Origin of the sequence: Jiangella endophytica, assembly GCF_003427025.1 — a bacterium.
GTDB lineage: Bacteria > Actinomycetota > Actinomycetes > Jiangellales > Jiangellaceae > Jiangella > Jiangella endophytica.
This window is the reverse complement of the sequence record NZ_QVAI01000016.1, coordinates 42,896-69,091: the sequence shown is the minus strand read 5'-3', so window position 1 is coordinate 69,091 and position 26,196 is coordinate 42,896. Positions and strand designations below refer to the sequence as shown.

Below are 26,196 nucleotides of genomic sequence, written 5' to 3'. Positions count from 1 at the left end.
CTTAATATGTGAATAATGCGGGCCATGACATCGAAGACGATGGCACCCAAGAGCCCGACGAGCGAGGTCGACTCCGGCCCTCCGTCGCCGGCAGCGCCGGCCCCCCGTCGCCGGCAGCGGATCGTCTGGTGGGCCTACCTCGTCCTCGCGCCGTCGATCGGCCTGCTCGCCTTCTTCGGCTACTATCCCGGGCTCTCCGGCTTCTACTACTCGTTCTTCGACTGGCGGCCGGCATTCGAGTCGGAGTTCGTCGGCCTCGAGAACTACCGGCGGATGCTCAGCGACGACGTCTGGATCCAGGCCTTCGGAAACCTGGGCATCATCTTCGTCGCGTCGGTGACGCTGATGTGGGTCCTCCCGCTGCTGGCCGCCGAACTGGTGACGTCGCTGCGGAGCGCGCGGTTGCAGTTCGTCTTCCGCACCCTGCTGATCGTGCCGCTCGCCTTTCCCGGCGTCGTGACCGTCCTGCTCTGGGGCTTCATCTACGACCCGAACACCGGTGTCCTCAACGAACTGCTCTCCGCCGTCGGCCTGGACGGCCTGCGCGGCAACTGGCTCGGTGACCCGGGCTCCGCGCTGTGGGCGCTCATCCTGGTGCAGTTCCCCTGGGTCGCCTCACTGCCGTTCCTGGTGTTCCTGACCGGGCTGCAGAACATCCCATCCGAGGTCTTCGAAGCGGCGTCCGTCGACGGCACCAACCGTTGGCAACGCTTCGTGCACATCGACCTGCCCCTGCTGTTCGGGCAGGTGCGGCTGCTGTTCTTCCTCGCGATCGTCCAGGTCTTGCAATTCGGGTTCTCCGCCTACCTGCTCACCGGCGGCGGCCCGGACAACTCGACGATGGTGCCGGTCATCCGAGCCCTCGACATGGCGTTCGGCGCGAGCGAGTGGGGCTACGCGGCCGCGCTCTCCACGACGCTCTTCGTCCTGATCCTCGTCCTCAGCATCGCGGCACTGTTCGTGCGTCGTTCGGAGAAGGGCAACGTCGATGTCGGCTGACACTGCCACCCAGAGCCGGTTGCGGAGCAGGCGACGACGTGCCTCGGCGAGTCAGTCCGGGGTCATCCTGGCGCTGAGTGTTCTCGCCGGCGTGGGGCTGTTCCCGTATCTGTTCATGCTGCTCAGCTCGTTCAAGACGAACGAGCAGTTCTATCAGAACTTCTGGGGTCTGAGCCTGCCGCTGGAGTTCGGGAACTACGCGGTGGCCTGGCAGCAGGTGAACCCCTACCTGACGACCTCGCTCATCGTCGCGGCCGCCTCGACGATCGGGACGATCGCGCTGGGGGCGACGAGTGCGTATGTCCTGGCCCGCTACCGGTTCCTCGGGCGCAACGTGCTGTTCGCCTTCGTGGCGGTGCTCATGATGATCCCCAACATCGCCAGCATCATCCCGCTCTTCGTGCTGGTGCGGGATCTGGGGATCCTCAACACGTACTGGGTGCTGATCATCCCGCAGGTCGCCAGCGGCCTGGTGCTCGCCATCATCCTCATGAAGACGTTCTTCGAGGGCGTCCCCCAAGAGCTGTTCGACGCGGCCAAGATCGACGGCGCCTCCGGGCCACGACTCTTCCGCTCGATCCTGTTGCCGCTCTCCTCTCCCATCATCGGCACCGTCGCCCTGATGACCGTGATCTCGGTGTGGAACGACTTCTTCTGGCCCTTGCTCACGATCAGCGACGACTCGCTGCGCACTGTTCCGGTGGGCCTGAGCTTCTTCCAGGGTCAGAACGCGACCGAGTGGGGACCGCTGTTCGCCGGGTACGCCATCTCGAGCATCCCGTTGCTGCTGTTGTTCGTCTTCCTCTCGAAGTGGTTCCTGGCCGGGCTGCAGGGCGGCATCGCGGGGGTGGCCAAGTGAGCACACCCCTCTCGGTCCAGCTGTACACCCTCCGCGACGACATCGAGCGAGACCTCCCTGCCACGTTGCAGGCGCTGGCCGACCGTGGATTCGACGAGGTGGAACTGTTCGGGTTCCCCGCCCGAGCCGACGAGTACGCCGCCGCTCTGGCACGGACCGGTCTCACCGCGCCGACCGTGCATGCCCGGCTGCTGACGGAGGGCGTCGACGTGCCGGCCGTGCTCGACGCCGCCGCGCGCATCGGCGCCCGTACGGTCATCGACCCTTATGTGCCCGCGGAACGCTGGACCACCGCCCGGTCGGTCGAGGCCACCGCCCATGCGCTGAACACCGTGGCCGAGCAGGCCGCCGGCTACGGGCTCACGGTCGGCTACCACAACCACTGGTGGGAGACCGAGTACCGTCTTGGCTCGCTCTGCGCCCTCGAACACCTGGCCCGGCATCTCGACCAGGCCGTCGTCCTCGAGGTCGATACCTACTGGGCGCTCGTCGGCGGCATCGATCCGGCACCGCTCCTGGGCCGGCTGGGGAGCCGCGTCACGGCGATCCACCTCAAGGACGGCGCCCTGACGAAGGACGCGACCGGCCAGACCCCGCTCGGCGAGGGCGCTGTGCCCGTGGAAGCCATCGTGTCGGCCGCACCCGACGCTCGCCGCGTCATCGAGTTCGACCACTACGACGGCGACATCTGGGCCGCGATCGACGCCAGCCGGCAGTACCTGAATCGGCTCGCCGCCCTCTGACCACAGCGGCACAACACCACACCACCTTCACGCAACGACGCTCGGGAGGCACCGTGGATCACCCGTCTGCTCAGCTCAGCCGCCGCTCATTCCTTCAGGTCGCGGGGGCTATGGCCGCCCCGGCCGCACTCGGCGCCGTGGTGGCGCCGGCGGCGGCCGCCGCGCCTGCGGGCCCGCACCAGCGACCGCTCCCACGCAAGGCCGGTGGCGGCACGTCGCCCCATGGGGTCTCTGCTCGCTACCTCATCGAGGACGACTTCTTCTTCATGGAGAAGAGCCGCTATCCGCTGCCGGACGCCTGGGACATCGACCAGGCCGGCGCGTTGATCAGCCAGCAGTACGGGCGCTGGTTCCGCACCGCCGATACCAGCTCGCGGCTGCCCGTCCTGATGATGCGGCCGTTCCAGCCGCAGGACGGCGGCGTGCTCTGGCTGGAATTCCGTATCGAGCCCATCAGCGCATCGCTCGACGGCATCTCCTTCACGCTCCGAGAGCAGACCGAGGAGGTGGTCAGTCTCCGGGCGGTCGGAAACTCCCTGGGTCTGCGCCGCCCGAACGCCGCCGACCTGCCGATCGCGACTCTTGCCCCGGACGTCGAGATCGGCTTGCGGCTCAAGGTCGACCTGGACGCCGGCCAGGTGGCCGTCTGCGTCGGAGGCACTCTGGTCGCCGAGCAGGTCCCGTTGCTGAAGGCGGGCGCCACGCTGGACAACCTGCTCGTCGCCAGCAGCGGGAGCGCGACGAACGACATGTACTTCGGCCCGGTGCGGCTCTACCGCGACACCATCGTCAACGAGCAGTTCGTCCACGTGACCCCCGGCCAGGTTCCAGCGGGCTGGGCGGCCGCGGCGAACGGCGTCACGCTGTCGCTGATCGAGACCCTGCATTCGCAGTGGGCCGACCGGTTCTGCCTGCGCGCTGAAGCCGGTCCCTCCGGAGGAAGCATCAGCCACCCGGCCGTGCTCTCCCGGGGCTACGACTCCACCAGCCCGCTCGGTGTCTCGGAGTTCAAGGTCCGGATCGAGCAGGGGACCGACGTCACCTACCGGATCGGCCTGATGGGCGGGCAGACGCTGCGGGTCCGCCTCGGCGCGACCCACATCGAGGTGCTCGACGGCGACGGCAGCGTCCTGCACCAGAGGACGTACCGGCCGGCTCTGTGGAACCACGTCAAGGTGCGCGTCGACGTCCCCGAGTCCACGGTCGACGTGCACGTCAACGGCAAGCGCGTCCTCGCCGGTGTGCCGGCGTTCGGGTCTGCTGCCAGCCAGATCAACCCCCCGAGGTCGGCAGCACTCGAGCTCGGCCCCGGCGTCCGCGTCCAGCTCGACGACGTACGCGTGTACTGGGAGTCGCACCTGCCCAGCGACTATGTGCCCGCGCCCGTCCCGGCCTCGACCGGGACGACACACCACATCGGGATGTCCGAGTTCGGCGGGTGGCGCACTGGTCACCACCTCGGCTGGGACCTCATCACCCGTTTTCCTGAGCGCAAGCCCTATCTCGGCTGGTACGACGACGGCATCTCCGAGGTCGCCGACTGGGAGAACAAGTGGCTGGCCGAAGCAGGCATCACGTTCCGGATGCAATGCTGGTTCCGGCCCAGCAGCGGCGTCGGCCAGCCCATCAAGACGCCGGATCTCGCCCACTCCCTGCACGACGGATACTTCGAGTCCCAGTACAGCGACGCCGTCAAGTTCGCCGTGATGTGGGAGAACGTCGCCAGCGGGCAGACCAACTCGGCGGACTTCCGGCAGAACATCGTGCCGTACCTGATCGAGTACTACTTCCGCGACCCGCGCTATTACGTCGTCGACCAGAAGCCGGTCTTCTGCGTCTACAACTCGCGGACACTGCTCACCAACTTCGGTTCGGCCACGGCCGCGAAGGCCGAACTCGACTACCTGCGCGCCGCCGTACAGGAACTCGGCTTCGACGACGTCATCTACCTCACCATCGCCGTCGCGCCGGAGGCCGCGGCGATGGGCATCTCCGGCGAGTACGCCTACTCGTACGACGGCTACCCGGAACTGCAGCAGGCGAGCATGGAGCAACGGCACACGAGCAGCCCGGTCGATGTACTCGCGACGCTCTCCATGGGGCGCGACGACCTGCCCTGGATCCGGACCATGGGCCGGATCATGCCGCCGGACGACTATCGTCAGGTCGCCGAGTGGGCGCGCGACCAGTACCTTCCCTCCCTCCCCGCCGGCCACCTCGGCCGGCGCATCACGATGCTCGGGAACTGGAACGAGTGGGGCGAGGGTCACTTCCTGCAGCCCAGCGACTACCACGGTTTCGACTACCTCAACGCGATCCGGGACACGTTCGCGACCGGGTCGGCACCGAACGCGCGGCCCACGCCGGCCCAACAGCGTCGGCTGCAGAAGCTCTATCCGTACGGACGCGAGCTGCCCCCTGCGTCGGGTAGCGCTCCCCCCGCTGACGGCGACTTCACCATCGGCTGGGACTTCACCACCGACGGGGACAGGCAGGGCTGGGTCAACCTGGCGAACGTCCAAGGCCTGACCGCATCGAGCGGCGCGCTCCGCGGCACGAGCAGCGTCCACGATCCTCAGGTCGGCTCGCCGGCCGGGCTCGGCATCGAGGCCGCCGAACACCCGTACCTGCGGATCCGCATGCGCACGACACCGATCCAGCAGGGCGAGGTCTTCTTCATCACCGAGCACGACGGCGTCTACAGCCAGTCCAAGGGTGCCCGGTTCATGGCCATCCCCCAGGACGGCCAGGACTACGGCGAGATCGATCTCGACATGTGGCGGGTCCCCACCTGGCGCGGACGCATCCATCAGATCCGGATCGATCCGATCGTCGACGTGGGCGAGTTCGCCATCGACTACGTCGGGCTCAGGCACGTGCCGATGACGGGGCCGCGACTCCGCCTCGATGGCATCCTCGAGTCCCGCCCCCGGCCCGAGGTACACGACGGCATCGTCTACGTGTCCATCGAGCAGGTCGTCCACGGCACCGGCGGACGAGCCGGCATCTCGCCCGACGGCGACGCCGTGCACATCGCGCGCGGTGGCGACACCGTCACCGTTCCGACGACCGGCACCACCGTCCGGCACAACGACGCCGACGTCACGATCGAGGCGCCCGCCCGCATGCTCGCCGACCGGACGATCGGGATCCCGGCCTCGTTCTTCGCCGACGTGCTGGACTTCTCGGTGGCGTGGGACGGGAACACCCAGGAGCTGGCGATCGCCGGAGGGCCGATCGTCATCACGGTCAAGGCCGACGGCAGCGGCGACTTCACCTCGCCGACGCAGGCGAACGCATCGATCCTCGATGCCTCCGCGGCGAGGCCCTACGTGATCGAGGTGCATCCGGGAACCTATGCCGAACGCGAGTGGACGGTGAAACCCCACGTCACCGTGCGCGGCACCGACCGCGACACGTGCATCTTGCGTGGCGACCTGCCCGACGACGCGACCGACGCTCAGATCAGCGGTTCGTCGACCTTGTGGCTGTCCGGCACCGCGACGCTGGAGAACCTCACCATCCTCGCCAAGAACATGCGCTACGCCATTCACGACGAGGCATCGGGTGCCAACGTCGGGGCGGTGCACGTCGTCCGCAACTGCCGCATCGAGCACGCCGGCAACCAGGCCGCGCGTGACTGGCGAACGGCTCACCCCGAGAGCGGCCTCGCCCCCGCGACGGTGTGGCTCTGGGACCGTCCCTACGGCTATGGGTCGGCGTCAGGAGTGCAGGTCCGCGTCGAGGACTCCACCCTCGCCGGGACCCGGGAGCCGTTCTACGTTCACACCAACAAGGACTTCAGCACGCCGAACGTGACCGAACTGGTGCGCTGCGACCTCCGACTCGGCCACGGCGCGTTCGCGACCGTCGTCGCAACGCAGTCGCTCGGCTCGGGCACCGCCGACGTCCTGACCCTCACCGATTGCACGTGGTCGCCGGGCTACATCGACGACACCGACACACCCTGGATCTCGCAGGTGCCCGCCCGCCAGGTGTCCGACCACGCGGAGATCCACCACACCGTCGACACCTCGGCGCCACTGGGGTACCTCCCCCGTCAGCGCGGCAGTGCCCTCCGGATCTTCTCCCTCGACACCAGCGCGGCGGCGTCCATCACCGTCGCAGGATCGGCGGTTCCGCTGATCTTCGGCGACCTCACGGCGCAACCCGGTGGAGGCGGGCTCAGTGCCTACCTGTACGGCAGCGTCGACATCTCCGGAATCCTCGTCGGCCTGCAGGCGAACGTCACCGTGGCGAACACCTTGGGCCGCCGGCTGGGCGATCGCCGGACGGCACCCGTACAGCTCGACGTGACCGCAGCGGGCCAGACTCGCACCGTGGTCTTCGGCCAGGACCACACCGCCCAGTCCAACGCCGGCATCATCGCGCTGATCAACCAGGCGATCAGCGGAATCGCCCAGGCCCAGGAGTACCTTGTCGCGCAGAACGAGTACTACCCGTCCTTTCCGGACCGCGAGCTCAGCCGGACCGCGAGTGGTCCCTTCGCCATCGCTCGATGGTCCGCGGTCGTCGCCAACGGCACCGGACTCGTCAACGCCGCGGGAGCCACGGCACAGCCCGCTCAGATCGTCGGCGTCGCCCTCACCCGCATGACGCCGGGGGCAACCGGCCGCGTTCTCACGTCCGGCTTCCTCCACCGCAGCCAGCTCGCCGGGTTGACCGGGACGACGATCCCGGCCGGAGCGACGATCTACCTCTCCGACACGGCGTCGGGCCAGTTCTCACTCACCGGCACGCGCGCACTCGCCAGCGCTGTCGCACCCGAGTGGGTTCACTTCGGCACCTGATCGCCGCCCGGGCGCCCCGGTGCAGGCTGCCAGGACTCCGACGACGGTGGCGCGACGGATCGCTCGCCTGTCGGCTGAGAAGGCACCTGTTCGGGGCGCCCGAGGAGGCCAGGCGGTCAGGAGACGGGTGGGAATCGGTGGTCTGGCGCAGCACCAACTATGCGAAATCAGCACCGCATCCGGCATCTAGAGGGTCAGGATGGCGGGGTCCCAATCGTCCGGCAAGGGCTCCATCGGCCTGAACGTGCTCGTCACCGGCACGGACTGGCCACGGTCGGCTGACTCGCCGATCGAGACCAAGACGTCGAGGACATGGAGGGCCAGTTCCCCGGATGCCCTCTCTGCGGAACCCGCGCGCACGGCTCGAGCAAGGTCGACGACCCCGATCCCTCGTCCGCTGCCGCCGCCCCGGGGAGGATGCAGAAACGGATCGCTGTGTGCGCCGCTCCACACCTTGGTGTCACCATCGAATCGATTGGGGTTGGGGAGTGCCACCGTTCCCGACGTGCCCGTGACTTCGAGGAAACCTGCACGTGCAAGCTTCGAGTCGAAGCTGAAGACGCACTGAGCGGAGCCCGCGCCCTCGAATTCCAGCAAGGCGCTCACGTGGGTCGGGACGCGGGTGGGAAACGTCTCTCCAGCTCTCGGGCCACCGGTGATGGTCCGCATCGGGTTGGCGGTCGACGCGGTGGCCGTCACTCGGGCGATCGGGCCCAAGACTTGAGCCAATGCGGTGAGATAGTAGGGGCCCATGTCGAAGAGCGGACCCGCCCCGGCCTGGAAGAGGAACTCGGGATTCGGATGCCACGATTCGGGTCCGCTGCTCTGGTACAGCGCGATCGCCCCGAACGGCGTCCCGATGACCCCGCTCCGCACCATGCGCAACGCGGTCTGGATGCCCGCGCCGAGGAACGTGTCGGGTGCACATGCCACCCGCAGCCTGGCGCTGGTCGCGGCCGCAAGCAGCCGTGTTCCACTGTCGCGATCGAGCGCGATGGGCTTCTCGTTCCATACATGCTTTCCAGCGGCCAGTGCCCGAGCCGCGATCTCGACGTGGACCGCGGGTATCGTGAGGTTCACGACGATCTCGACCTCGTCGTCGTCCAGCAGTTCGTCCACCGTTCCGGAGCGAGGAACCCCGTACCGCCCCGCCTGGGTCGCGGCCCTCTCGAGGTCGATGTCTGCGATGAAGCAGAGCCGGACGTCTCGGAACGTCGTCAGATTCGCCAAGTACTGATCGCTGATGACCCCTGCTCCGACGACTCCCACACCGACCGGACCGGATCTCATGACCCGCTCCGTGCGGCGAGCCAGTTGAAGCTGTCCTCCACGGCGTCGAAGACATCGCCCTCAGACTGGTCCAGCTCGACGACGCGAAGCGCGTCAGGGGCCACCTCGAGAATCCTGTCGACCGGCATCACGCCGGCGCCGACGGCGACCTGGGCCGAGTGCTCAGCGATGGTCTTCGCATCCTTCAGATGGAGGTACTGGGCTCTCGTCCCCAGTCTGTCGAGGAGCGACGGGACGTCGTGCCCGGCGACCGCGGCCCAGTAGGTGTCGACCTCCAGCACGATCGATTCACTGAGATGGCCGGCGAGGACTTCGAGGCCGGTGTCGCCGTCGAAGTCGTGGCCGAGCTCCCACGCGTGGTTGTGATACCCGATCCGGATCCCGTAATCGGATGCCAGCTCCGCCGCGATGTTCAGGTGGTCGGCGACGGACTCGATCCCGCGGCGCGTCGACCACAGGGCCGGGTCGCTTGACGAATTGATGACGGTCGAAATGCCTATTTTGCTGGCGGCTTCGAGAAGCGGCTCGAGTTCGACGCTGATGAGTCGTGCGTGTGCGCTCGGCGCGCGGAGTCCGAGCTCGAGCAGGGCCGGACCCAGCGGTCCGGCCGTGGCGGCGAGGTTGTAGGGCTCGACCGCTCGATATCCGATCGCGACCAGCCGTTCGAGGGTCCCACGCAGGTCCAGCGCCAGTGCGTCGCGAACCGTGTACAGCTGGACCGAGATGTCCAGGGTCATGCGAATTCCTCTCGAGGGAAGAGCACCTGGTTGGCCGAACGCAGCACCCGAGACGACACCAGCGTCGACGCATCGAGGTGGGCCGACGTGACGACCCTGAACGTCGTGGTCTCGCCGGGAAGCAGCGTCACGAGCATCTCGTCCACGCTGGCATCTGGATCGAGTTTGTCGATCAGCAGCGAGAGATCCCGGATGAGCGTCCGCGCGGTCACCCGCACCGCGTACCCGTCGGCGGTCCGTTCGACCTGTGCGTCGAAGCGCGCCGGGCCAAGGGTCGACTCGCGGTAGTCGGCGAAGAACCACAGACCTCGGACGGTGCCGTCGGTTGCGACGATGAACTCATCGGCCGCATCGTCGAAGCGCGAGATCTCTGACGGTATCGGGATGATCGCCGTTCCGCGGGGCTCGACCTCCATCGGGATGACCTGCGAGGCCCGGGGCGATCCGCGCGAGTCGCGTCGTTCCAGAGCGATTTCACCCTTCCACATCTCGCGTCGATCGTTGACTGCCGCGAGCACGTAGCCGTCACCTCGAGGCTGGACGGTGAGTATCCGGTCTGCAAAGGCGCGCCGCATCGCGAAGTACATCGGCTTCGCCCGGCCGTGGACGTCGATCGCAGACCACGAGATTGCCGGCCAGGAGTCGTTGAGCTGCCATATGATCGCGCCCGCGCACCGAGGGGCCCACGAGCGCAGGTGGGTGATGTTGAGTTCGACGGCGATGGCCTGATTGAGCGACATCGCCCAATGCCAGTCCTCGATCTCCGTGGGCAATGGAAAATGCGGCAGGAGACCTCGCGTCAGCTTCGTGTTTCCGTCGACCGCCTTCTGATGGCGGAGCATTCCCGGCGACTGCGGGGTCAGGGGCTCGTCGGAGATGGCGCGGGTGAGCGTTGTCCACGTTGCTGGCCCTTGCCACCCGAACTCCGTGACGAAGCGCGGTACGTGCTCTCGGTAGTGGAGGTAGTCCCGTTCGTTCCAGACAACCCACTCGTGGGTGAGACCGTGGTCCGGGTCATTGGGGTGAAGGTCCGCCCGCGGAGACCACGGGCTACCCGGAACGTAGGGTCGATGAGGGTCGAACTCGTCGAGAACTCGGGGAAGAAGGTCGAAGTAGAAGCCCTCGCCCCAGGTCCCGCCATCGAGTTGCTGCTCCCAGCCCCAGTCGCGGTGTCCCCAGAGATTCTCATTGCATCCGTTCCAAAGAACGAGACTGGCGTGCGGCATGAGCCGGGTGACGTTGTCGCGGGCCTCCGCCTCGACCTCCGCCGCGAGGAGTTCCTCGGAGTAGGCGGCGCAGGCGAAGGGGAAGTCCTGCCACACCAGTATCCCGAGCTCGTCACACAGTTCGTAGAACGCGTCGCTCTCGAAGACGCCGCCGCCCCACACCCGCAGAGTGTTGAGGTTCGCGTCCACAGCCTGCGACAACCGGTGTGCGTATCGATCTCGAGTCACGCGATGGATGAACGAGTCGTCCGGGATCCAGTTCGCCCCTTTCGTGAAGAGGCGCTCTCCGTTGATCTGAAGCTCGAAGCTCGACCCGTGGTCGTCGGGTTCGGAGACCGCGCGCACCGTGCGAAATCCCAGTCGGGAGGACCAACGGTCGAGAACGGACCCGCCCTCCTCGAGGATGACTTCCACCTCGTAGAGCGGCTGTGCCCCATAGCCCCTCGGCCACCACAGTTCGACGTCCGGCACGTGGACGCTGATGGTCGCATCGGTAACCTGCCCGGGGATTGTTGCTCGGGAAGAGGAGTCACCGACCCGGACCTCGATCTCGAGATTGGCATCCGCCGATTCCCGCTCGACGTCGAGACGGACGTCCACTCGTCCATTGGCTCCGTCGCCGTGCGCGTGCGGTCGCACACTCGCCAGGCGAGCTGTGGTCCAGCTCTCCAGAGTGACCGGACGCCAGATTCCGACGGTCGCCGCATCCAGGCCCCAGTCCCAGCCGAAGTTGCTGGCCATCTTGCGGATCGCGTTGTAAGGGTGCTGCATCACATGGGGGCGAGCGCCGCCCTCAAGACTCACCCGATCCGCGTACCTGATCGGCGACTCGAACCGGATCGACAGCTCGTTGGTTCCCTCGATCAAATGGGACAAAACGGGGAAGCGATACGTGCGGTGCATGTTGGCGGTCCGCCCGATTCGGACGCCGTTCACACTGACGGTCGCGACGGTGTCCAGACCCTCGAACACCAGGTCGACGCGTTGGTGTCCGTCGTTCGTCCACTCGAACGCTGTCCGGTAGCTCCAGTCCGAGTACCCGATCCATGCGTTGACCCGTTCATTGTCGTCGACATATGGGTCATCGATGAGCCCTGCGGACATGAGATCGGTGTGAATGCACCCCGGGACCTGCGCGGGAATACTGACTCCGACGATGTGCGCGGGGACCTTCCCTATCCCGGCCTCGGCCGACCACCCCTCATCGATCCGACTCCGGCGGAGAATTCGATCGACCCCGAACGTCACGTGACCACCTCGGGATCCTTGGTTCGGATGTCGTCCGGCCAGTCCATCGCGATACCCAGCCTCCCGGTCAGCAGCGACTGATAGTCGCTCAACACCGCGGCGTTCGTATGCACCTCCTCGGCCGTGATCCGTTCGCGGGCGCAGAAGGCTGCGAGGGCGCCCACCGCCTCCCCGATGGACCATTCCACGGGATGCAGCCGATAGGCGCCATTCGTGATGTGAGTCGTCCCGATGTTCTTGCTGGCAGCGAACAGGTTCTCGACGTCACGGGGAAGAAGGGCCCCGAGTGGGATCTGGAACGGGAAGCAGTCGATGTCTACGTAGGTCCTTGACGAACTCGGGTGCAGATCGATGCGGTAGTAGCCGATGCCTACGGCGTCCGGAAAGCGTTCGGCCCCGGCGCCGCACTCACGCATCTCCCGCCCGATATGTCCCTCTGTGATGGTGAACCTGGCGCGGATGCGGCGCGACTCCCGGACATAGACCTCCTTCGCCAGGCCGTCCGTCGTGCCAAGCACGTCGCCGCGGAGACGCAGCTCCGGATACCCCACACCGCCGTCGGATCTCGGGGCCTCGGTCTGCATCCAATAGATGAACGACAGAGTGAGCTCCCGTGCTCCTGACAGCGCCTCTGCGCGTGCGGAGTCCGTGACGCCGAGTAGGGGCTTCTCCCAGTAGTCCGCTTGAGGCCAGTTCATCAGGGTGACGTCGCCGCTCGACCAGCCGGGCAGCATCGCGTTCCGGGAGAGGATCCGTCGATAGTGCCACAGGTCTCGGTCGTCCGAGGTCTCCGCGTCACTGGGAGCGCCGGCGAACAGCGGCCTCACCCGCGGCACCAGGGTCACCGGATGGACGTCCTGCCATGACAACTGCGGTCCCGGCCAGAATGGCGCCACAGCTGTTGCCCAGTGCTCGTAACCGGATGGCTTGTCGATGACATTCCGCTCGCCGGCTCTGTATTCCAGCGCGGCACACCAGGTGACCGCCTGCTGGTCCAACGGATCGGCGATCTCCAGCGCATGGAGCTCCCCCGTCTCTGCTGAGGACTCCGCCCCGATGACGTGGTCGATGTCGGCCAGGGGCAGCAGATCGCCGAGCTCGGTGGCGTCCGCCACGAAGCTCGCAGCCAACCGCGTCTCGGTGCCGTCGCGGACATCGCGGACCAGAACAGCCTCGACCCGAGAGCCGACCCGCTCGACTCCGATCGGCTTCGTGTGCTTCAACACGGTCACCAGCCCGGAGGCGACAAGTGGCGAGAGCATCTCCTCGATGGCGAGCGCCGCCACGCGGGGCTCGTGACAGAGTCGCGATACGAATCCACCCCCGGGGTTGAGTGCGACGGTTCCCAGCGACTCCTCCGAGAGCGGATAGTTGCTCCGATAGTGATTGCGGATCCGGGTACGCAGCTCGGAGTAGCTGGGCGAGATGCGTCGCGTATCGATCCACTCGTGTTCGTCGGGTGGCACCCCCTGGCTGGTCAACTGGCCGCCGAGCCAGTCACCGCTTTCTGTGAGGATCACACTGTGGCCGAGACGAGCAGCTGTGATCGCCGCGGCGACCCCGCCCACCCCACCTCCGATGACGACGAGCGTTGCTGCGCGATGCGCTGGCGGCATACAAATCCTCTCGAAGAGCATTTCGACTCAGCCTTTGAGGCTTCCGTCCGAAAGACCGGAGATGAAGCTCCGCTGGTTGAACAGGAAGACGATGAGAACGGGGATGGTGACGAGGACGGCTCCCGCCATCAGCGGTCCGTATTGCACGTTCCCGCTCGCCAGGAATCGCGCCAACGCGAGCTGGACCGTCTGAGTATCAGCCGACGTCGTCGACACCAACGGCCAGAGGAAGTCGTCCCACACGCCTGTGAACGAGAAGACCGCGACCACCGCGACGAGCGGACGAGCCAAGGGCAGATAGATCTGCGTGAATATCCGCCACTCGCCGGCGCCATCGATCCGTGCTGCCTCAGCAAGCTCGACGGGCGCGGTGCTGAAGAACTGTCGCGCCAGGAAGATGTTCATCGGCATGACTAGATAAGGCAGGACCACGCCCGCGAGTGTGTCGAGCAGGCCGCTTCCTCCTGCGCCGAAGAGGTCGTTTCCGCCGGTCAGCGGAATGCCGCGGATCATCAGGAAGAGCGGGATCAGGGTGACCGAGACGGGAACGGCGGCGGTCGCGACGAGCGCGTAGAACATCGGAGTCGCGCCGCGGAACGGAAGCATCGCGAACGCGTATCCGGCCAGCACCGCGATAACGCAGTTCGCAGTCACGGCCACGGACGCGACGATCGCGGAGTTCGCCAGGGCGCGGAGCAGGTTCGCATCGACGAACGCGGTGACGAAGTTGTCGAGCGTCGGCTGCGCCGGGATGACGCTCAACGAGCCGAAGGCCTGTTCCTGTGGGGTGAAGGCAAGACTGACCATCCAAACGAACGGGAGGAGCACGATGAGGGACATCGCGATCAGCGCAGCGACGAACGACGCGCGTCGCATGGCGGGCCTCCCCTGACGCCCACGCATGCGGTCCCCGGGGTCCGTCCTGGCTGGCGACCTCAATTTCGCCTCCCGGAGATGCCTCGCATCGAGAGGTACGAGAAACCGATGATGAGCGCAAAAAGTACGAACGCCATGGCGGATGCCGAGCCGAACTGGTTGTACTGGAACGCTTCGGTGTAGATGAGGTAGTTCACCGTCGTCGTGCTTCCCAGGGGCCCACCTTGCGTCAGCACGAAGATCTCGGCGAAGCCCTGCGCGAGGAAGATGATGTCCATCGCGACGACGTAGACGAGGATCGGGCGTAGTCCGGGCAGCGTCACGTAGCGGAAGAGATTCCACCGCCCCGCCCCATCGACTCGAGCGGCCTCGTAGAGCTCCTTGGGGATGGACTGAAGGCCCGCGAGCAGAAGGACCATGTTGCTGCCCAGCGCCTTCCAGATCCGCATCGCGGACGCCGCGTTGAGGGCGGTCTGCTCATCCAACAGCCAGGCCTGACCCGGCAGGCCGAAGAAGGACAGGACCTCGTTGAACAGTCCGTTCTGCGAGTACATCCATAACCAGATCATGCTGACGGCGGTCAGCGAGACGATGTGCGGAATATAGAGGGCCGATCTGAAGAAGCCCACGCCTTTGAAGGGCCGATTCACGAGCATTGCGAGGACGAGTGCGATCGCGACCGTCAGTGGAAGCACCTGCAGCACGTACCGGCCCGTGATGAGCAGCGCTCGGCCGAAGTCTGGATCCGAGAGCAGGCTCGTGTAGTGGTCACCACCGACGAACTCGGGTCCGGATCGGCTGAGCGGACTGTAGGAGGTGAAACTCAGGACGAACCCGTAGACCACCGGAACGAAGTGGAAGACGATCACGTAGACCGCGGCCGGCGCCACGAACGTCAGTCCGATCAGTCCGATTCTCGATCGGGGTCGGCGCCTTCTCGTGTCCGCCGGGGCGACCCCGGCGGGCGCGTCCCTCAACGCGCCCGCCGGGGAGATTGGAGGTGTCATGTGCTGAGATCCCTACCTGTTGGCTTCGAGGATCTTGTCGACGTCCGCGGCCGCCCGGTCCAGCGCATCTCTAGCCGAGGTCGTCTCGTTGAGCGCTTGTTCGATGTACTTGTCCATGGTGTCGCGCACCTGAACCCATCCAGGCACGTTGGGGTTGGTGACGTAGAGCGGGGCAGCCTCGACGAAGGCCTGCAGGACCGGGTTGTCTTGGACGTACGGCGTCGATGCCGCCGATGCGCGGGCCGGGATCGCTCCGATGCCCTGGGTGTACTCGGCTCCCGTGTCCGGCGAGATCATGTACTGGATGAACTGCCAGGCAAGGTCCTTCTCCGCGCTGTCGGCATTGATCATGAGGCCTGGGCCAGCCCCTCCGAGGGCATGCCCGTCGTCGGCTCCCTCGAACTTCGGCGGCATCATCACGCGCAGATCCAGCTCCGGGTAAGCAGTGACGACCTGCTGCATCGAGTTCGGACTCAGCAGCGTGATCGAGGCTGTCCCGAGTACGAGAGGCTGCTGAGCAGTCGGGGCATTGCTGTAATCCGCGCCGAGACCCGCGGAGACGGCGTCGCTCCCGCTGAAGAGCTGGGTGAAGTAGTCGAGTGCGCGCTGACCTTCGTCTGACGCGAAGGCCGCCTCGGCGCCGTCGTCTGTCAGCTGCTGACCGCCTGCCGAATGCAGCAGGAACGCGAAGGTCTGCTGCCGGCCGATCGGCTGGCTGGGGAGCAGGAGTCCGGATCTGACGATCGTGCCCGACGCATCTCGGACGGTGAGGTCGGAGGCAACATCGTAGACGTCTTCCCAGGTGGCCGGCGGATTGGCGGGATCCAGGCCTGCCTCGACGAAGTCGTCGGCGTTGTACACCAGGAGCGACCCCTGCAGAGAGAGCGGTATCAGGAACTGGGTGCCGTTGACCTGGCCACCCGACATGGCATCCGCCAGATCGTCCTGGTCCTCCGCACTGAGCCGATCGACATACTCGGTGAGCGGCTCAACACGCTCGTTCGCCACGAAGTCGGCTAGCGCCGCAGGCCCGTGCCCGAAGACGTCCGGAGCGGTTCCGCCGGCGAACGCGGCGTTGAGCTTGGTGGACATGTCGCCCCAGTCGAGAAACGTGACCTCCACCGTCGCGCCGGTCTCCTCCTCGAAGGCGGGGACGATCTGCTCGGTGACGAGATCGATCTCCGTCTGGTTGGTTCCGGGGAACCACACGCTCAGTTCCCCGGACGATTCGCCGCCCGATGGTTCCGGTCCGGCGGAACCGCAGGCGGACAGCGCGAGCGCGGATGCGACGACGACAGCCGATGTGGCGACGCGTCTGGGTCTTATGACGACGACCATGTCATCTCCTAAATCGTATTAGATCCCAACCGAAGAGAGGTGCCCCCGGAGCGCGGGAAGGTGATGCGCTACCTCGGACCGAGCCGCGATCCCGAGTCCGCGCCCAGGCCGGATCTGGGCGCGGCGATCGTCGCAGATCCCGGTAGTTCACAGGGGACTACCTCCGCGTGATCGGGTCCGATCTCGCCTTCGAGCAGAGCCATCAACACGGCAACCGAGCGGCGTCCGAGTTCGCGGCGAGGAACCGAGAGATGACTCCATGCCGCCCCGTTGAGGTCATGGGCTCCCCAATCCAGGCACACGACCGACAGGTGTTCCGGGATCGCGACCCCCACGTCGGAGGCCGCCGAGTCAAGGGCTGCGATGAGCTCGTAGTTCTCGACCACGATGGCCGTGGTTCCCGACGCCATAGCATCGCGCAGCCACGACGAGACGAGATCTGCGGGTTCGACAAATCTCTCGAACACCGTGATCGCTCCCCTCGCGGACATGCGCTCACGGAAGCCCTCTCGGCGTTCGTTCTGAGGACTCGTGTCGAGCGGTCGCGCAAGATATCCGATCGAGCGATGCCCCCGAGAGACCAGTTGGTCCACCACCGCCCCTGCCGCTTCCACATAGTCGGTGGTCACGAACGGCACCCCTGCAACATCGCGCCGGCCGATGAGCACGAAGGGATACCCCTCTGCGCGGAGCCGGGCCACTTCACTGTCGTTCTTCTCGATGCCGAGCATGATCACGCCATCGGCCAGGTTGAGCCGATTCACGCCGGTCCTATAGATCGATCGGGTTCCATCCGCGCCCTGGGTGGATGCGAAGAGCACCAGGTCCTGCCCGAGCTCGACCGCCATCTGTTCGATGCCCACCAGGAACTGGTGGAAGTAGTCGTCGGCGCTCACGGGGAACACCGGCTCGAACGTGTGGACGCCGATGAGACCGTTTCGCCCGCCCTGCAGCGACCGAGCTGCAACGTTCGGCGTGTAGCCGAGTTCTCGCATCGCCTGCCGGATGCGTTCCTGGGTGTCGTATGAGATCCCGATCGCTTCCGCTTTACCCGTGATCACCATGGAGACCGTTGTTTGCGACACCTGAGCGAGCCTCGCGATATCGCGCTGGCTCGGCTTCGCAAAGCGGGACACCGATCGCCTCCTCGTCGAGACTCCGCGCGGCCAATGATTACTAATACGCATTAGTCCAGCTCGGGAGTCAGCCTACCGCACGAAGGGCTCTTGTCAAGGCGCCTGCGATCGAGCGTTGACAATTTCCCGTGCACGGGTCAGCATTACTTTCCCCATCGCCCGTGATATCGCGGGCGGGTACCCGTTCAACGTCGAAAACGTGGGCCCGCTCCTCCCTCAGACGAGCACTGTTGACGACCTAATCGCGACCCCTTCGCGGGCGAAAGGCTGTCATGAACCCATCCTCCGAAGACCATTCGTCGAGCTTCGCCCTGAGAAGGCGGACGCTCCTTTCGGCTGCCTTGGCGGGAGGGGCGCTCGCGGCGCTCGCCCCGTCGACCCACGCCGCCCGGGCGATGGAGCCCGCTCCGGGCGGCAAGACCTTCTACCTTCGCTCGAATGGCGACGATTCCAAGAGCGGCCTGAGCGACGCCAACGCCTGGGCCTCGATCGTGAAACTCAACGCAGCCTTGGCTGATGGGACGATCAACCGCGGCGACGTCGTTCTGCTACGCCGGGGCGACACCTTCTACGGAGCGGTCACAGCGATCCCGCGAGCAGTGGGAACCGAGCCGTCCCTGTCGATCGGTGCCTACGGGACAGGTGCTCGACCTCAGATCTCCTGCTACAAGATCTGCAAGATCCCGGGAGCCTGGATCGAGCACAGTTCGGGCGTGTGGCGGATAGACATCACGGCGGCGTCCGGCTCGTACACGGGGAACACCAGCTCCGCCAGTACCGAGGTGGGGTTCCTCAATGTGGACGGTGTCATCCGGGGAGTCAAGCGGTGGTCTCTGGCCGCGCTCGCCTCGGAGTGGGACTTCTACTCGGACGACCAGTACGTCTACGTCCGGGCGTACTCCAACCCTGCAGCCAACGGGCGCAGCGTACGCATTGCCGTCGATGACAGCATCATCGTGGGGCAGTCCTCCCTCAACGTCACCGAGCTGGATCTCCTCGGAGCGGGCGGGCACGGCTTCAGCGGGGCCGCAGGGATGGCGAACGTCTACTTCGGAAGCAACATCATCCGAGAAATCGGAGGTTCCCAGCTAGGTCCGGCTGCCAACACCACTCGGTACGGCAACGGCGTCCAGTTGTGGATCGGCTCTAGAGGGATCACCATCGAGAACAACTCGATCAGCCAGGTCTACGACGTCGCAATCACGTGCCAGGGAAGTCAGGAGGGAGCGAATCTCGGCTGGACCGATGTGATCATCCGGGATAATCTCGTGCAGAACTGCACCCAGTCCCTTGAAACATGGTCGAAGGGGACGAATCGCGGCCCGGGCACTGGATTCGTGAACTGCTCCTTCACCCGGAATACCTGCATCGACGCCGGCAAGAGCTGGGGCGCGGCCGTCCGCCCAGACAAGGCAGGCAAGAGCACGCACCTGCTGATCTACCTGAACGAGCTCCCGATCGACTTCCCTATCGAGGACAACTTCTTCTTCAACTCCACCATGAACTACGCCTACTTCGGTGCTGGCGTCCCGACAGGCTTCGTATCGGATCGAAACACCATACGTTTGCAGCGGGCGACGCCCCTCCAGTACGGGCAGCCCTGGACGATCGAGGATCCGGCGGGGTGGATCGCTGCCACGGGCCTCGAGAAGCACAGCCACTTCTGCGCCATCCCCGACGGGCCGTGACCACCCGCGGCATCCCTTCCCACGGGCCGCTGAAGTGGGCGGATGCCGCTCGTCGAGCGGTACTTTGATCTCGTCGGGGCCCTACCGCCACATGATTCCCGGGCCCCGACGGGAGCAGCCGATCTAGCCAGCCTCTCGTCGACCCCAGCCGGGGTCCCCTCGTAGCGGGGAGACATCGTCTTGAGGGCGATGGTGATGGCACGGAAACGGTGTTCAGCTGCGCGCGGCGCTGAAACGGTGGGCGTTCAACACCAACCGGCGCGAGGACCCGAATCAGCCGGCCTGGGTGAGCGACGCCTTGCGATGGGCCGCCAGCCACAGCAGACCGGCCTCGGATCTCGCCGATACCGACGTGCTGCGCCACCTCGTCGACGGCCTCGCGGTGCGCCTCGACGGTGGTGCCAGGGCGACCAGCGCCATCTCACGGTGGCGGAAGATCCTGTACAACCTGGCCGAGTACGCGATCAAGCGGAAGGTTCTCGTCACCAACCCGCTCCCCACCGTCAAGCAGCCGGCGCACCGCATCGCCGAGGTCGACCGGCGCTGCGTCGCCAACCCGAGCCAGGCGCGCGACCTGCTCGCCGCCGTCGCCGCCCAGAGCTTCACGGGGCAGCGTCTCGAGGCCTACTTCGGCTGCCTCTACTACGCCGCGCTCCGCCCCGAAGCCGCCGAACTACGCCGCGACAACCTCGATCTCCCCGGCAAGGGCTGGGGCTGGATCTACCTGGAAGCAGCCGAGCCCCACGCCGGCGGCGAATGGACCAACACAGGCAATGCGCGAGATGACCGGCCACTCAAACAGCGCGAGCCAGGCGAGGTACGCAAGGTCCCGTCACCACCTGACTCACCGCCCTGCTGCACCACCACCTCGACACCTTCGGCACCACACCCGACGGGCGCCTGTTCGTCGGCGAACGCAGCTCCGACCACCTCCCCGCCTTCACCGTGTTCCGAGTCTGGAACCGCGCCCGCGAGGCAGTCTTCGACGTCGATGCGAACGTCTGCTGGTCGCGCTGCGCCCCTACGACCGGCGCCACGCCGCCGTCTCCACCTGGCTCAACTCCGGCGTCCCAGCGACCAAGGTCGCGGCCTGGGCCGGACATTCCGTCGACGTCCTGCTCAAGATCTACGCCACGTGCGTCGACGGCGACGACGAGCTGTACCGAGCCAGGATCGTCGCAGCGCTGAAGCGCCACCACCAGCCGAGAACCTTGGGCGCGCACCTGGCGAGGACGCCCGTAGCGAGCCGTCTACGACCGTCGACGGCTGGACACAAAAGCGCCCCTCACCTTGCGTTTCCGCAGGTGAGGGGCGCCTATCTGTAGCCCCGACGGGATTCGAACCCGCGCTACCGCCTTGAGAGGGCGGTGCACCGGCAGCATCACCACCTGCGCTGACCTGCTGTAACACGCGCGAGGCTGCGGCAGGAAGGCGAACTTGGACACGTATTCGCCAAACTACGGTCGTAGGTGGCCGGACGTGATCGCTTACGGTCGGACATGGTGAAGCCATCGCCGACAGCGAGCGGATCAGATCTGGCAGGCTGCCGGACCACCCGAACCGGAGCGCCGGCTGTCGCCGACATCGAACCCGAGCACCTCGCGGCGCCCGTCGACGGTGACACCGGATGGCCAGTGCGCCCGCCGGTTGAACGCAGGTCACCTCGACGCCGTACGCCGCTGTCTTCAGCACGCGACCCGCCCTGGTGGCCATCACTCCGCCACGGAGAGCGATCAGGACGGCATCGAGCGACGGGAGGGCGCCGGCCCAGTTCTAGGCCGATCGTCGCTGAACCCTCGCAGGTCTCGATGTCGAGGCCGTCCTCGACGACAACGGCTCGCGCGCCCGTGCCTGTGAGTTGGCTCGCGACGACTGCGGTGCCGCGGGCATCGAACCTACGAACGGGGTTCGCCGTCGCGAGCCTCACCATGCATCTGACATTCGGCTCCATCGCCTGGCAGCAGTACAGCGGGGTGCCGAGGACGTCGATCATCCGGCGACCCGGCCGGATCCGCGCGGCTCGAGGCACCTCTTCCGCACGCCCCGCCAGCACCCCGCTGCGGCGCCGCGAGAACACCGTCGCTAGGTGTTTGTGGTTCCGATCCGCAAGATCAACGATTGACTGTCGGGCTAGCAGGATCCTCGCGCACGAACAATGCATCTGACCCGAATGCCTCAGCTGCAGCACTGACAGAGTCTTCGTCAACCTCGGTCAATCCGACCACGAGGGCGTTCCGCTCGGGATCGACAGTCGCGGTGACCATGGAGGCTCCGGCGTAATCGGCCTCGTTGAGACTCGGATCGAGCGCCGGCTCCATGAGTTCCTCGAGGCTGTGATCCACCTCCCGGATCTCAACTGGCGTAGGCGCCGTCGCCACCAAATGCTCTAGCTCATCGCCAACGACCGCTTCCCACCCAGGAGTGACGTTCACGATCACGCTGCCATCGCGGTAATGATTCTTGGCCCAGATGTCTTCATGACCATCCAGAACCGCATTGGCGAGCTCAAGCGTCGCCGTTGCCTCAGGTGACGGGAGTTCGACAGGTTGTGACGTGAGCACTCTGTCTTGCCAGTTGGTCACATCATGCTCCGAAGTAGTGGCCTCGTCGCTGGCGCCGCACGCAGTCACGGCGCCGACGCCCGCACCTACGACAAGCAGTCCCATCGCAGACTGCAGCACACCGTGGGCCCGGCCCGCCTGCGTTGCCAACCGTCGTCTCATCTTGACCGCCTCCCTCGCCCCTTGCCGGTGACCCCGCACCCGAGCGCCTATTCAGTAGACGTTCCCAGCCAGCGCAAAGTTCCATGTGGGCTGATCAAGTCGGAAAAACTCGCCACTAGTTTACACCATACATTGACACAATCTCAATCAGGTGAAACGATCATCCAACTTGCGACGATCGACAGCTGGGGGGGCTCATGACATTGACTCGTCAGACACCCGTGAAGGCGGGGACTGCACTTCTAGTTCTGTTGGCGACCGCACTTGCCGCACGTCACGCAGCGGGTGCAGATACGCGCACAGAGCGCGACTGGGAGTCGTATATCGCGCCCGAACGAGCGTATGATCTTGATCTGACACCTCAAGAGGAATCCGCATTCAACGCGGCCAATGCGGTTCTGGGTGGCCATGAAGACATCTGGGCCAAGAATCATTACCGCGATGGCAGCGTGATCGTGAACGTCACTCCTGGGTGGGAAGCGGTCGTTGGCGATGAGCTAGAGCATTTGGTGGCGACGGCGCCTACGCCAGTTGAGATCCGGGAGGTGGATCACAGCCTCGAGGAACTCATGGAGCCGGCGCTCGATCCGAGTCTCAACGAGGCCGATTACGCCGGAGCCTCCATGGTCACCGCGACTGTCGATCCCGAAGACAACAAGCTCGTCATCGGCCTGTCCGTGCTCAACGAGTCGACAGTCCTGGCCGCACAAGCCGTTTTTGGGACTGACACTCTATTTCGGCAAGAGGACATAGCAGTGGCGACTGCCGGCCCCGACCGGTGGAAGGACCGCTACCCGTACAGCGGCGGCGCAGGTTATGCTCCGACCAACTGGCACGTGCATTCGCCCGTTTGCACCGGTGGTTTCGCTGTCCGGCGAGCTACTGATGCTCGCCAGTTCATGGTGACAGCAGGCCACTGCATCGGCACGGTTGCAGTATCCACCTATAATGCTGCCAACAGTCTTGTGGGGATGGCTCGACATGGACGAACCTTCTTGGAACCGTTAGCGGAATGACGAACACTCTCAATTCCAGCGGAGACTCAAGACTTATTGGTGATATTCGCTACGGCGACCTAACTGTTTGGCCCATCACAGGAGGTAGCCCTAGCGTCTTCTGGGGAGCAAGGAGAACAACAACATACACTACGATAAATTCCTACAATACTAGTTGGCCAGTCGATGTTAGCGGCGGCAGCCTGTGCATGAGCGGTGCACTGGGTGGAACATCATGCGGTTGGGATATTACCGATACGCATGTTTCCGTGACGTATTCCAACGGTTGGACCATGTACCCTATGGTGCGGGCTTACAAGTCCTACGGTCCGTGCATTTATCAAGGTGACAGCGGCGGCCCATGGATTCAAGTTGTTTCGAGCGGCCCCCGGGCGGTAGGAATACAGAGTGGCGCTACGAACGCCAATTCGACTGTCGGGCCGTGTGCTGCGTGGTTCACGTCCATTCATACGGTCGCCTCGCTATACAATATGAGGCCGCTCACAGGCTGACATGGGAGACCCAGCGCAGCTCATCGTGATCTTATTTGTGTGGTTCGGTGACCGGCGGTTCTGGCTGTCGGACGGGTAGCCTGAGGTCTCCCCGCCCAGTTGCCGCTATCCTGCTCTCTGAGTCTCGCCTGCGCGGCGTTGCTCGGAGTCGACGGTTCTCTCGCTCCAACTCGGCCAGGCGCTGTGCGTCCGGCGTGGTGGTCCCGGGCCGGTCGCCAGCGTCGATCAGGGCCTGATTGACCCACCCGCGCAATGCCTCGGGATTGATCCCGAGCTGCTCACCGACCCGCCGGACCGCGCCAGGCCGCGTCGCCGGATCACGCCGCGCCTCGACCGCATCCGGATCGCCCGCTCTCGAAGCTCCTCCGGATACTCCCTCGGTGCCACCATGACTCCCATCCCTCCCTGGGACTGAGAGCCCCCATCAGACCCAGGGCGAGACTGCGTGCGACTGCTCCGCACACGCTTGCATTCGTCCCGGCCGATCAAACCCCCTGTAGATCATGAACACGTGCCAACAGACATTGTCGGTTACCGAAATCGGTGATCGTCACCACGGACGCAATCCCGCTGATACGTCGTGCGCCGGCCGAGCGGCGGCACGAGGACGACACCCAGGCCGACGACCCCTGAAACCTTTCGAAAGATCAACAAGCGGGGTCTGTTCATCGACAGGACATACGCGTTCCACCGGTTCACGCCTCGGCACCCAAGGCGGAAGCCATCACGCCCTGCACGAGCCGGACACGAGGAGTGCCAGCAGTGTCGTCGGGCGGGTGAGGGAGTCCATCGTGGCGAGTGCGACGGCGAGGGTATGCGCGACGCCTGCTTTGCCCGTCATGAGGCCAGGTTCGGCGGACCGGTACTCGTGCCCGTACCAGTCGGTGGTGAGTGACGGCGGCGGGCTGATCTCGTGGTCGCGGAGCAGAAGGATCAGTACCGCGCCCAGCGGGCCGTGGCACAGGTTGCCGGTAGGGACGGTGCGCTCGGCGACAGCGGCGTGCCGTTCGAGGAGTGTCCGCAGCGCCTCGTCCACCCGTCCCTCGCGGTAACCGTCGCCGCGCAGTAAGCGCACGAGCCGGTCGGCCTCGACCAGCCCGGCCGTGCCACGGCACCAGCTCGTGCCGCCACGCCGCCGCAGCACCACGGGATCGACGGAGGCCGGACCGGCTGTCGCGCCGGTGCCACCCGGGGCGAGTGCTGCGAGAGCGAGATCTCGGCCGAGGACCCCGTGGGCTAAGCCGAGCTGCCGGGATCGGAGCGAGTCGAGCCGTCGCGCGACCCGCCCCAGCGACTCCGCGGCCGGCCGGGCGGGCGGGTCCAGCAGGCTCGCCTGATAGGCGTAGCCGGCGAGGCCGTCGATGAGATCCCAGGGACCCCGGCCCCGCGGCACTGTCAGGCCTGCGAGCCGTTCGGATGCCTGCCGGTGGAGGTCAGGGCGCCCGCAGTGGGCCGCCACGATGCGGACGGCGTGCCACGCGCCGGCGCCGCCGGTGAAGAGGCCGAGATCGTAGCCAGTCGGATCGGTGCCGACGGTGCGCGCGGCGTGGGTCGCCGCGCCGGCGGCGGTCTCGATCGTCTGCTCGCAGCCGAGGGCACGAGCGGCATGGGTCAGGGCGACCGCGATCCCCGCCGTGCCGTCGTACAGGTACGGCCCGGCCAGACCGTGCCGGTCCTGGTCCGGGTGGGTGCGCACGAGCCACGAGCACGCGCCGTCGCGCCAGATCGCGGTCCCGGTGAGGTCCGCGACGACGGCCGCAAGGGTGTCCTTGAGCGACGAACTGACAGACCGTGGCGGCGACGGCACACGATGCGGGTGGTCGTTCGCGGCCGGGCCGGGCGCGCGCCAGGCCCGCCTGGCGTCCCGGACCACGGACGGCGCGAGGCGGGGGATGCTCTCCGTCAGGCCTCGATCGAGGGCATGGTGATCGGTGATCCCGTCGACCCACATGGCCGCGAGCCGCGCGCAGACACGCGCACCGTAGCTCTCGGCTCCGTGACCCGGCGCGAGGGCGACCCCGTCCGCGACGGCATCGGTGCAGGCAGGAACCGGGCCGCACAGTCCTCCGGCGAAGGGGCGCAGCCATGAGACGACCGCGGACACGTCCGCGGCGGACACGTAGATCACGGTCGTGTCGGCCGCTGTGAGGGCCGATCTCGTCGTGCGGGTCTTGAGGCCCGCGGCGTCGAGCGTCGCGAGGCCCGGAAGGACGATCCGGAGCATCGACTCCGTCGGTGACGATGGCGATGCCGGAACTCAGACAACGTGATCCGCACTTCTCCGGCCTGGGCGCGCGCCTCATTGCACCTCCGGTGCGTGGCCGACGCCCGAGGTCGTACGCACTTTCCGACGAGGGACAACACGCGCCGATGGGGCCGTCGCGATGACTCT

The 26,196-nt window shown here is 66.2% G+C and carries 16 protein-coding genes and 1 pseudogene; 6 read left to right on the top strand and 11 right to left on the bottom strand.

What is annotated here, in order from left to right; translation table 11 throughout:
• Window positions 1–24: 24 nt before the first annotated feature.
• The 4 genes from DZA62_RS26615 (at window position 25) to DZA62_RS26600 (ending at window position 7,412) form a co-directional block, all read left to right on the top strand.
• Window positions 25–999, top strand: a complete 975-nt coding sequence (locus DZA62_RS26615; protein WP_198664225.1) for a carbohydrate ABC transporter permease — start codon at window positions 25–27, stop codon at window positions 997–999.
• On the top strand, window positions 989–1,858 hold the full coding sequence (locus tag DZA62_RS26610; RefSeq protein ID WP_198664224.1) for a carbohydrate ABC transporter permease: 870 nt from the start codon (window positions 989–991) through the stop codon (window positions 1,856–1,858). Before DZA62_RS26615 ends, DZA62_RS26610 begins: the two co-directional genes overlap by 11 nt.
• On the top strand, window positions 1,855–2,601 hold the full coding sequence (locus DZA62_RS26605; protein ID WP_116951976.1) for a sugar phosphate isomerase/epimerase family protein: 747 nt from the start codon (window positions 1,855–1,857) through the stop codon (window positions 2,599–2,601). Before DZA62_RS26610 ends, DZA62_RS26605 begins: the two co-directional genes overlap by 4 nt.
• A gap of 110 nt (window positions 2,602–2,711) precedes the next feature.
• Window positions 2,712–7,412 (top strand): glycoside hydrolase family 99-like domain-containing protein, encoded by a 4,701-nt coding sequence (locus tag DZA62_RS26600; RefSeq protein WP_116951975.1) that lies wholly within the window; start codon window positions 2,712–2,714, stop codon window positions 7,410–7,412.
• A 186-nt stretch (window positions 7,413–7,598) separates the two neighbouring features.
• Here the strand turns inward: DZA62_RS26600 and DZA62_RS26595 are convergent, their stop codons facing one another.
• The 8 genes from DZA62_RS26595 to DZA62_RS26560 all read right to left on the bottom strand — a co-directional run bounded on the left by DZA62_RS26595 (window position 7,599) and on the right by DZA62_RS26560 (window position 17,886).
• Window positions 7,599–8,702 carry a Gfo/Idh/MocA family protein gene (locus tag DZA62_RS26595; protein WP_116951974.1) on the bottom strand — a complete coding sequence of 368 codons (1,104 nt, stop codon included), beginning with the start codon at window positions 8,700–8,702 and terminating at the stop codon, window positions 7,599–7,601.
• Window positions 8,699–9,439 carry a sugar phosphate isomerase/epimerase family protein gene (locus tag DZA62_RS26590; protein ID WP_116951973.1) on the bottom strand — a complete coding sequence of 247 codons (741 nt, stop codon included), beginning with the start codon at window positions 9,437–9,439 and terminating at the stop codon, window positions 8,699–8,701. Before DZA62_RS26590 ends, DZA62_RS26595 begins: the two co-directional genes overlap by 4 nt.
• On the bottom strand, window positions 9,436–11,913 hold the full coding sequence (locus DZA62_RS26585) for a glycoside hydrolase family 2 protein (RefSeq protein WP_198664223.1): 2,478 nt from the start codon (window positions 11,911–11,913) through the stop codon (window positions 9,436–9,438). Before DZA62_RS26585 ends, DZA62_RS26590 begins: the two co-directional genes overlap by 4 nt.
• Entirely contained in the window at window positions 11,910–13,529 is a 1,620-nt protein-coding gene (locus DZA62_RS26580) for an FAD-dependent oxidoreductase (RefSeq protein WP_116952070.1), read from the bottom strand. Before DZA62_RS26580 ends, DZA62_RS26585 begins: the two co-directional genes overlap by 4 nt.
• A 27-nt stretch (window positions 13,530–13,556) precedes the next feature.
• Window positions 13,557–14,405 (bottom strand): carbohydrate ABC transporter permease, encoded by an 849-nt coding sequence (locus DZA62_RS26575; protein WP_157987932.1) that lies wholly within the window; start codon window positions 14,403–14,405, stop codon window positions 13,557–13,559.
• A gap of 59 nt (window positions 14,406–14,464) precedes the next feature.
• Window positions 14,465–15,295, bottom strand: a complete 831-nt coding sequence (locus DZA62_RS26570; RefSeq protein WP_157987931.1) for a carbohydrate ABC transporter permease — start codon at window positions 15,293–15,295, stop codon at window positions 14,465–14,467.
• A gap of 129 nt (window positions 15,296–15,424) precedes the next feature.
• Window positions 15,425–16,750 (bottom strand): ABC transporter substrate-binding protein, encoded by a 1,326-nt coding sequence (locus DZA62_RS26565; protein WP_116951970.1) that lies wholly within the window; start codon window positions 16,748–16,750, stop codon window positions 15,425–15,427.
• A gap of 68 nt (window positions 16,751–16,818) precedes the next feature.
• A complete protein-coding gene (locus DZA62_RS26560) occupies window positions 16,819–17,886 on the bottom strand; it encodes a LacI family DNA-binding transcriptional regulator (protein WP_198664222.1) in 1,068 nt (355 codons plus the stop codon).
• 272 nt (window positions 17,887–18,158) lie between these two features.
• On the opposite strand from DZA62_RS26560, the gene DZA62_RS26555 reads away from it, so the two are divergent.
• Window positions 18,159–19,574: a hypothetical protein gene (locus DZA62_RS26555; RefSeq protein ID WP_116951968.1), complete on the top strand. Its 1,416-nt coding sequence runs from the start codon at window positions 18,159–18,161 to the stop codon at window positions 19,572–19,574.
• 2,111 nt (window positions 19,575–21,685) lie between these two features.
• Here DZA62_RS26555 and DZA62_RS26540 read toward each other — a convergent pair.
• Window positions 21,686–22,240, bottom strand: a complete 555-nt coding sequence (locus DZA62_RS26540; protein WP_198664221.1) for a hypothetical protein — start codon at window positions 22,238–22,240, stop codon at window positions 21,686–21,688.
• A 254-nt stretch (window positions 22,241–22,494) separates the two neighbouring features.
• Between DZA62_RS26540 and DZA62_RS35965 the strand changes: the two genes are divergently transcribed.
• Entirely contained in the window at window positions 22,495–23,313 is an 819-nt protein-coding gene (locus tag DZA62_RS35965; RefSeq protein WP_157987929.1) for a chymotrypsin family serine protease, read from the top strand.
• A 522-nt stretch (window positions 23,314–23,835) separates the two neighbouring features.
• Here DZA62_RS35965 and DZA62_RS37715 read toward each other — a convergent pair.
• Window positions 23,836–24,090: pseudogene (locus DZA62_RS37715) on the bottom strand (transposase); the annotation flags it as partial.
• Between the two features lie 438 nt (window positions 24,091–24,528).
• Window positions 24,529–26,028, bottom strand: a complete 1,500-nt coding sequence (locus DZA62_RS26530; RefSeq protein WP_116951964.1) for a lanthionine synthetase LanC family protein — start codon at window positions 26,026–26,028, stop codon at window positions 24,529–24,531.
• Between the last annotated feature and the right edge of the window lie 168 nt (window positions 26,029–26,196).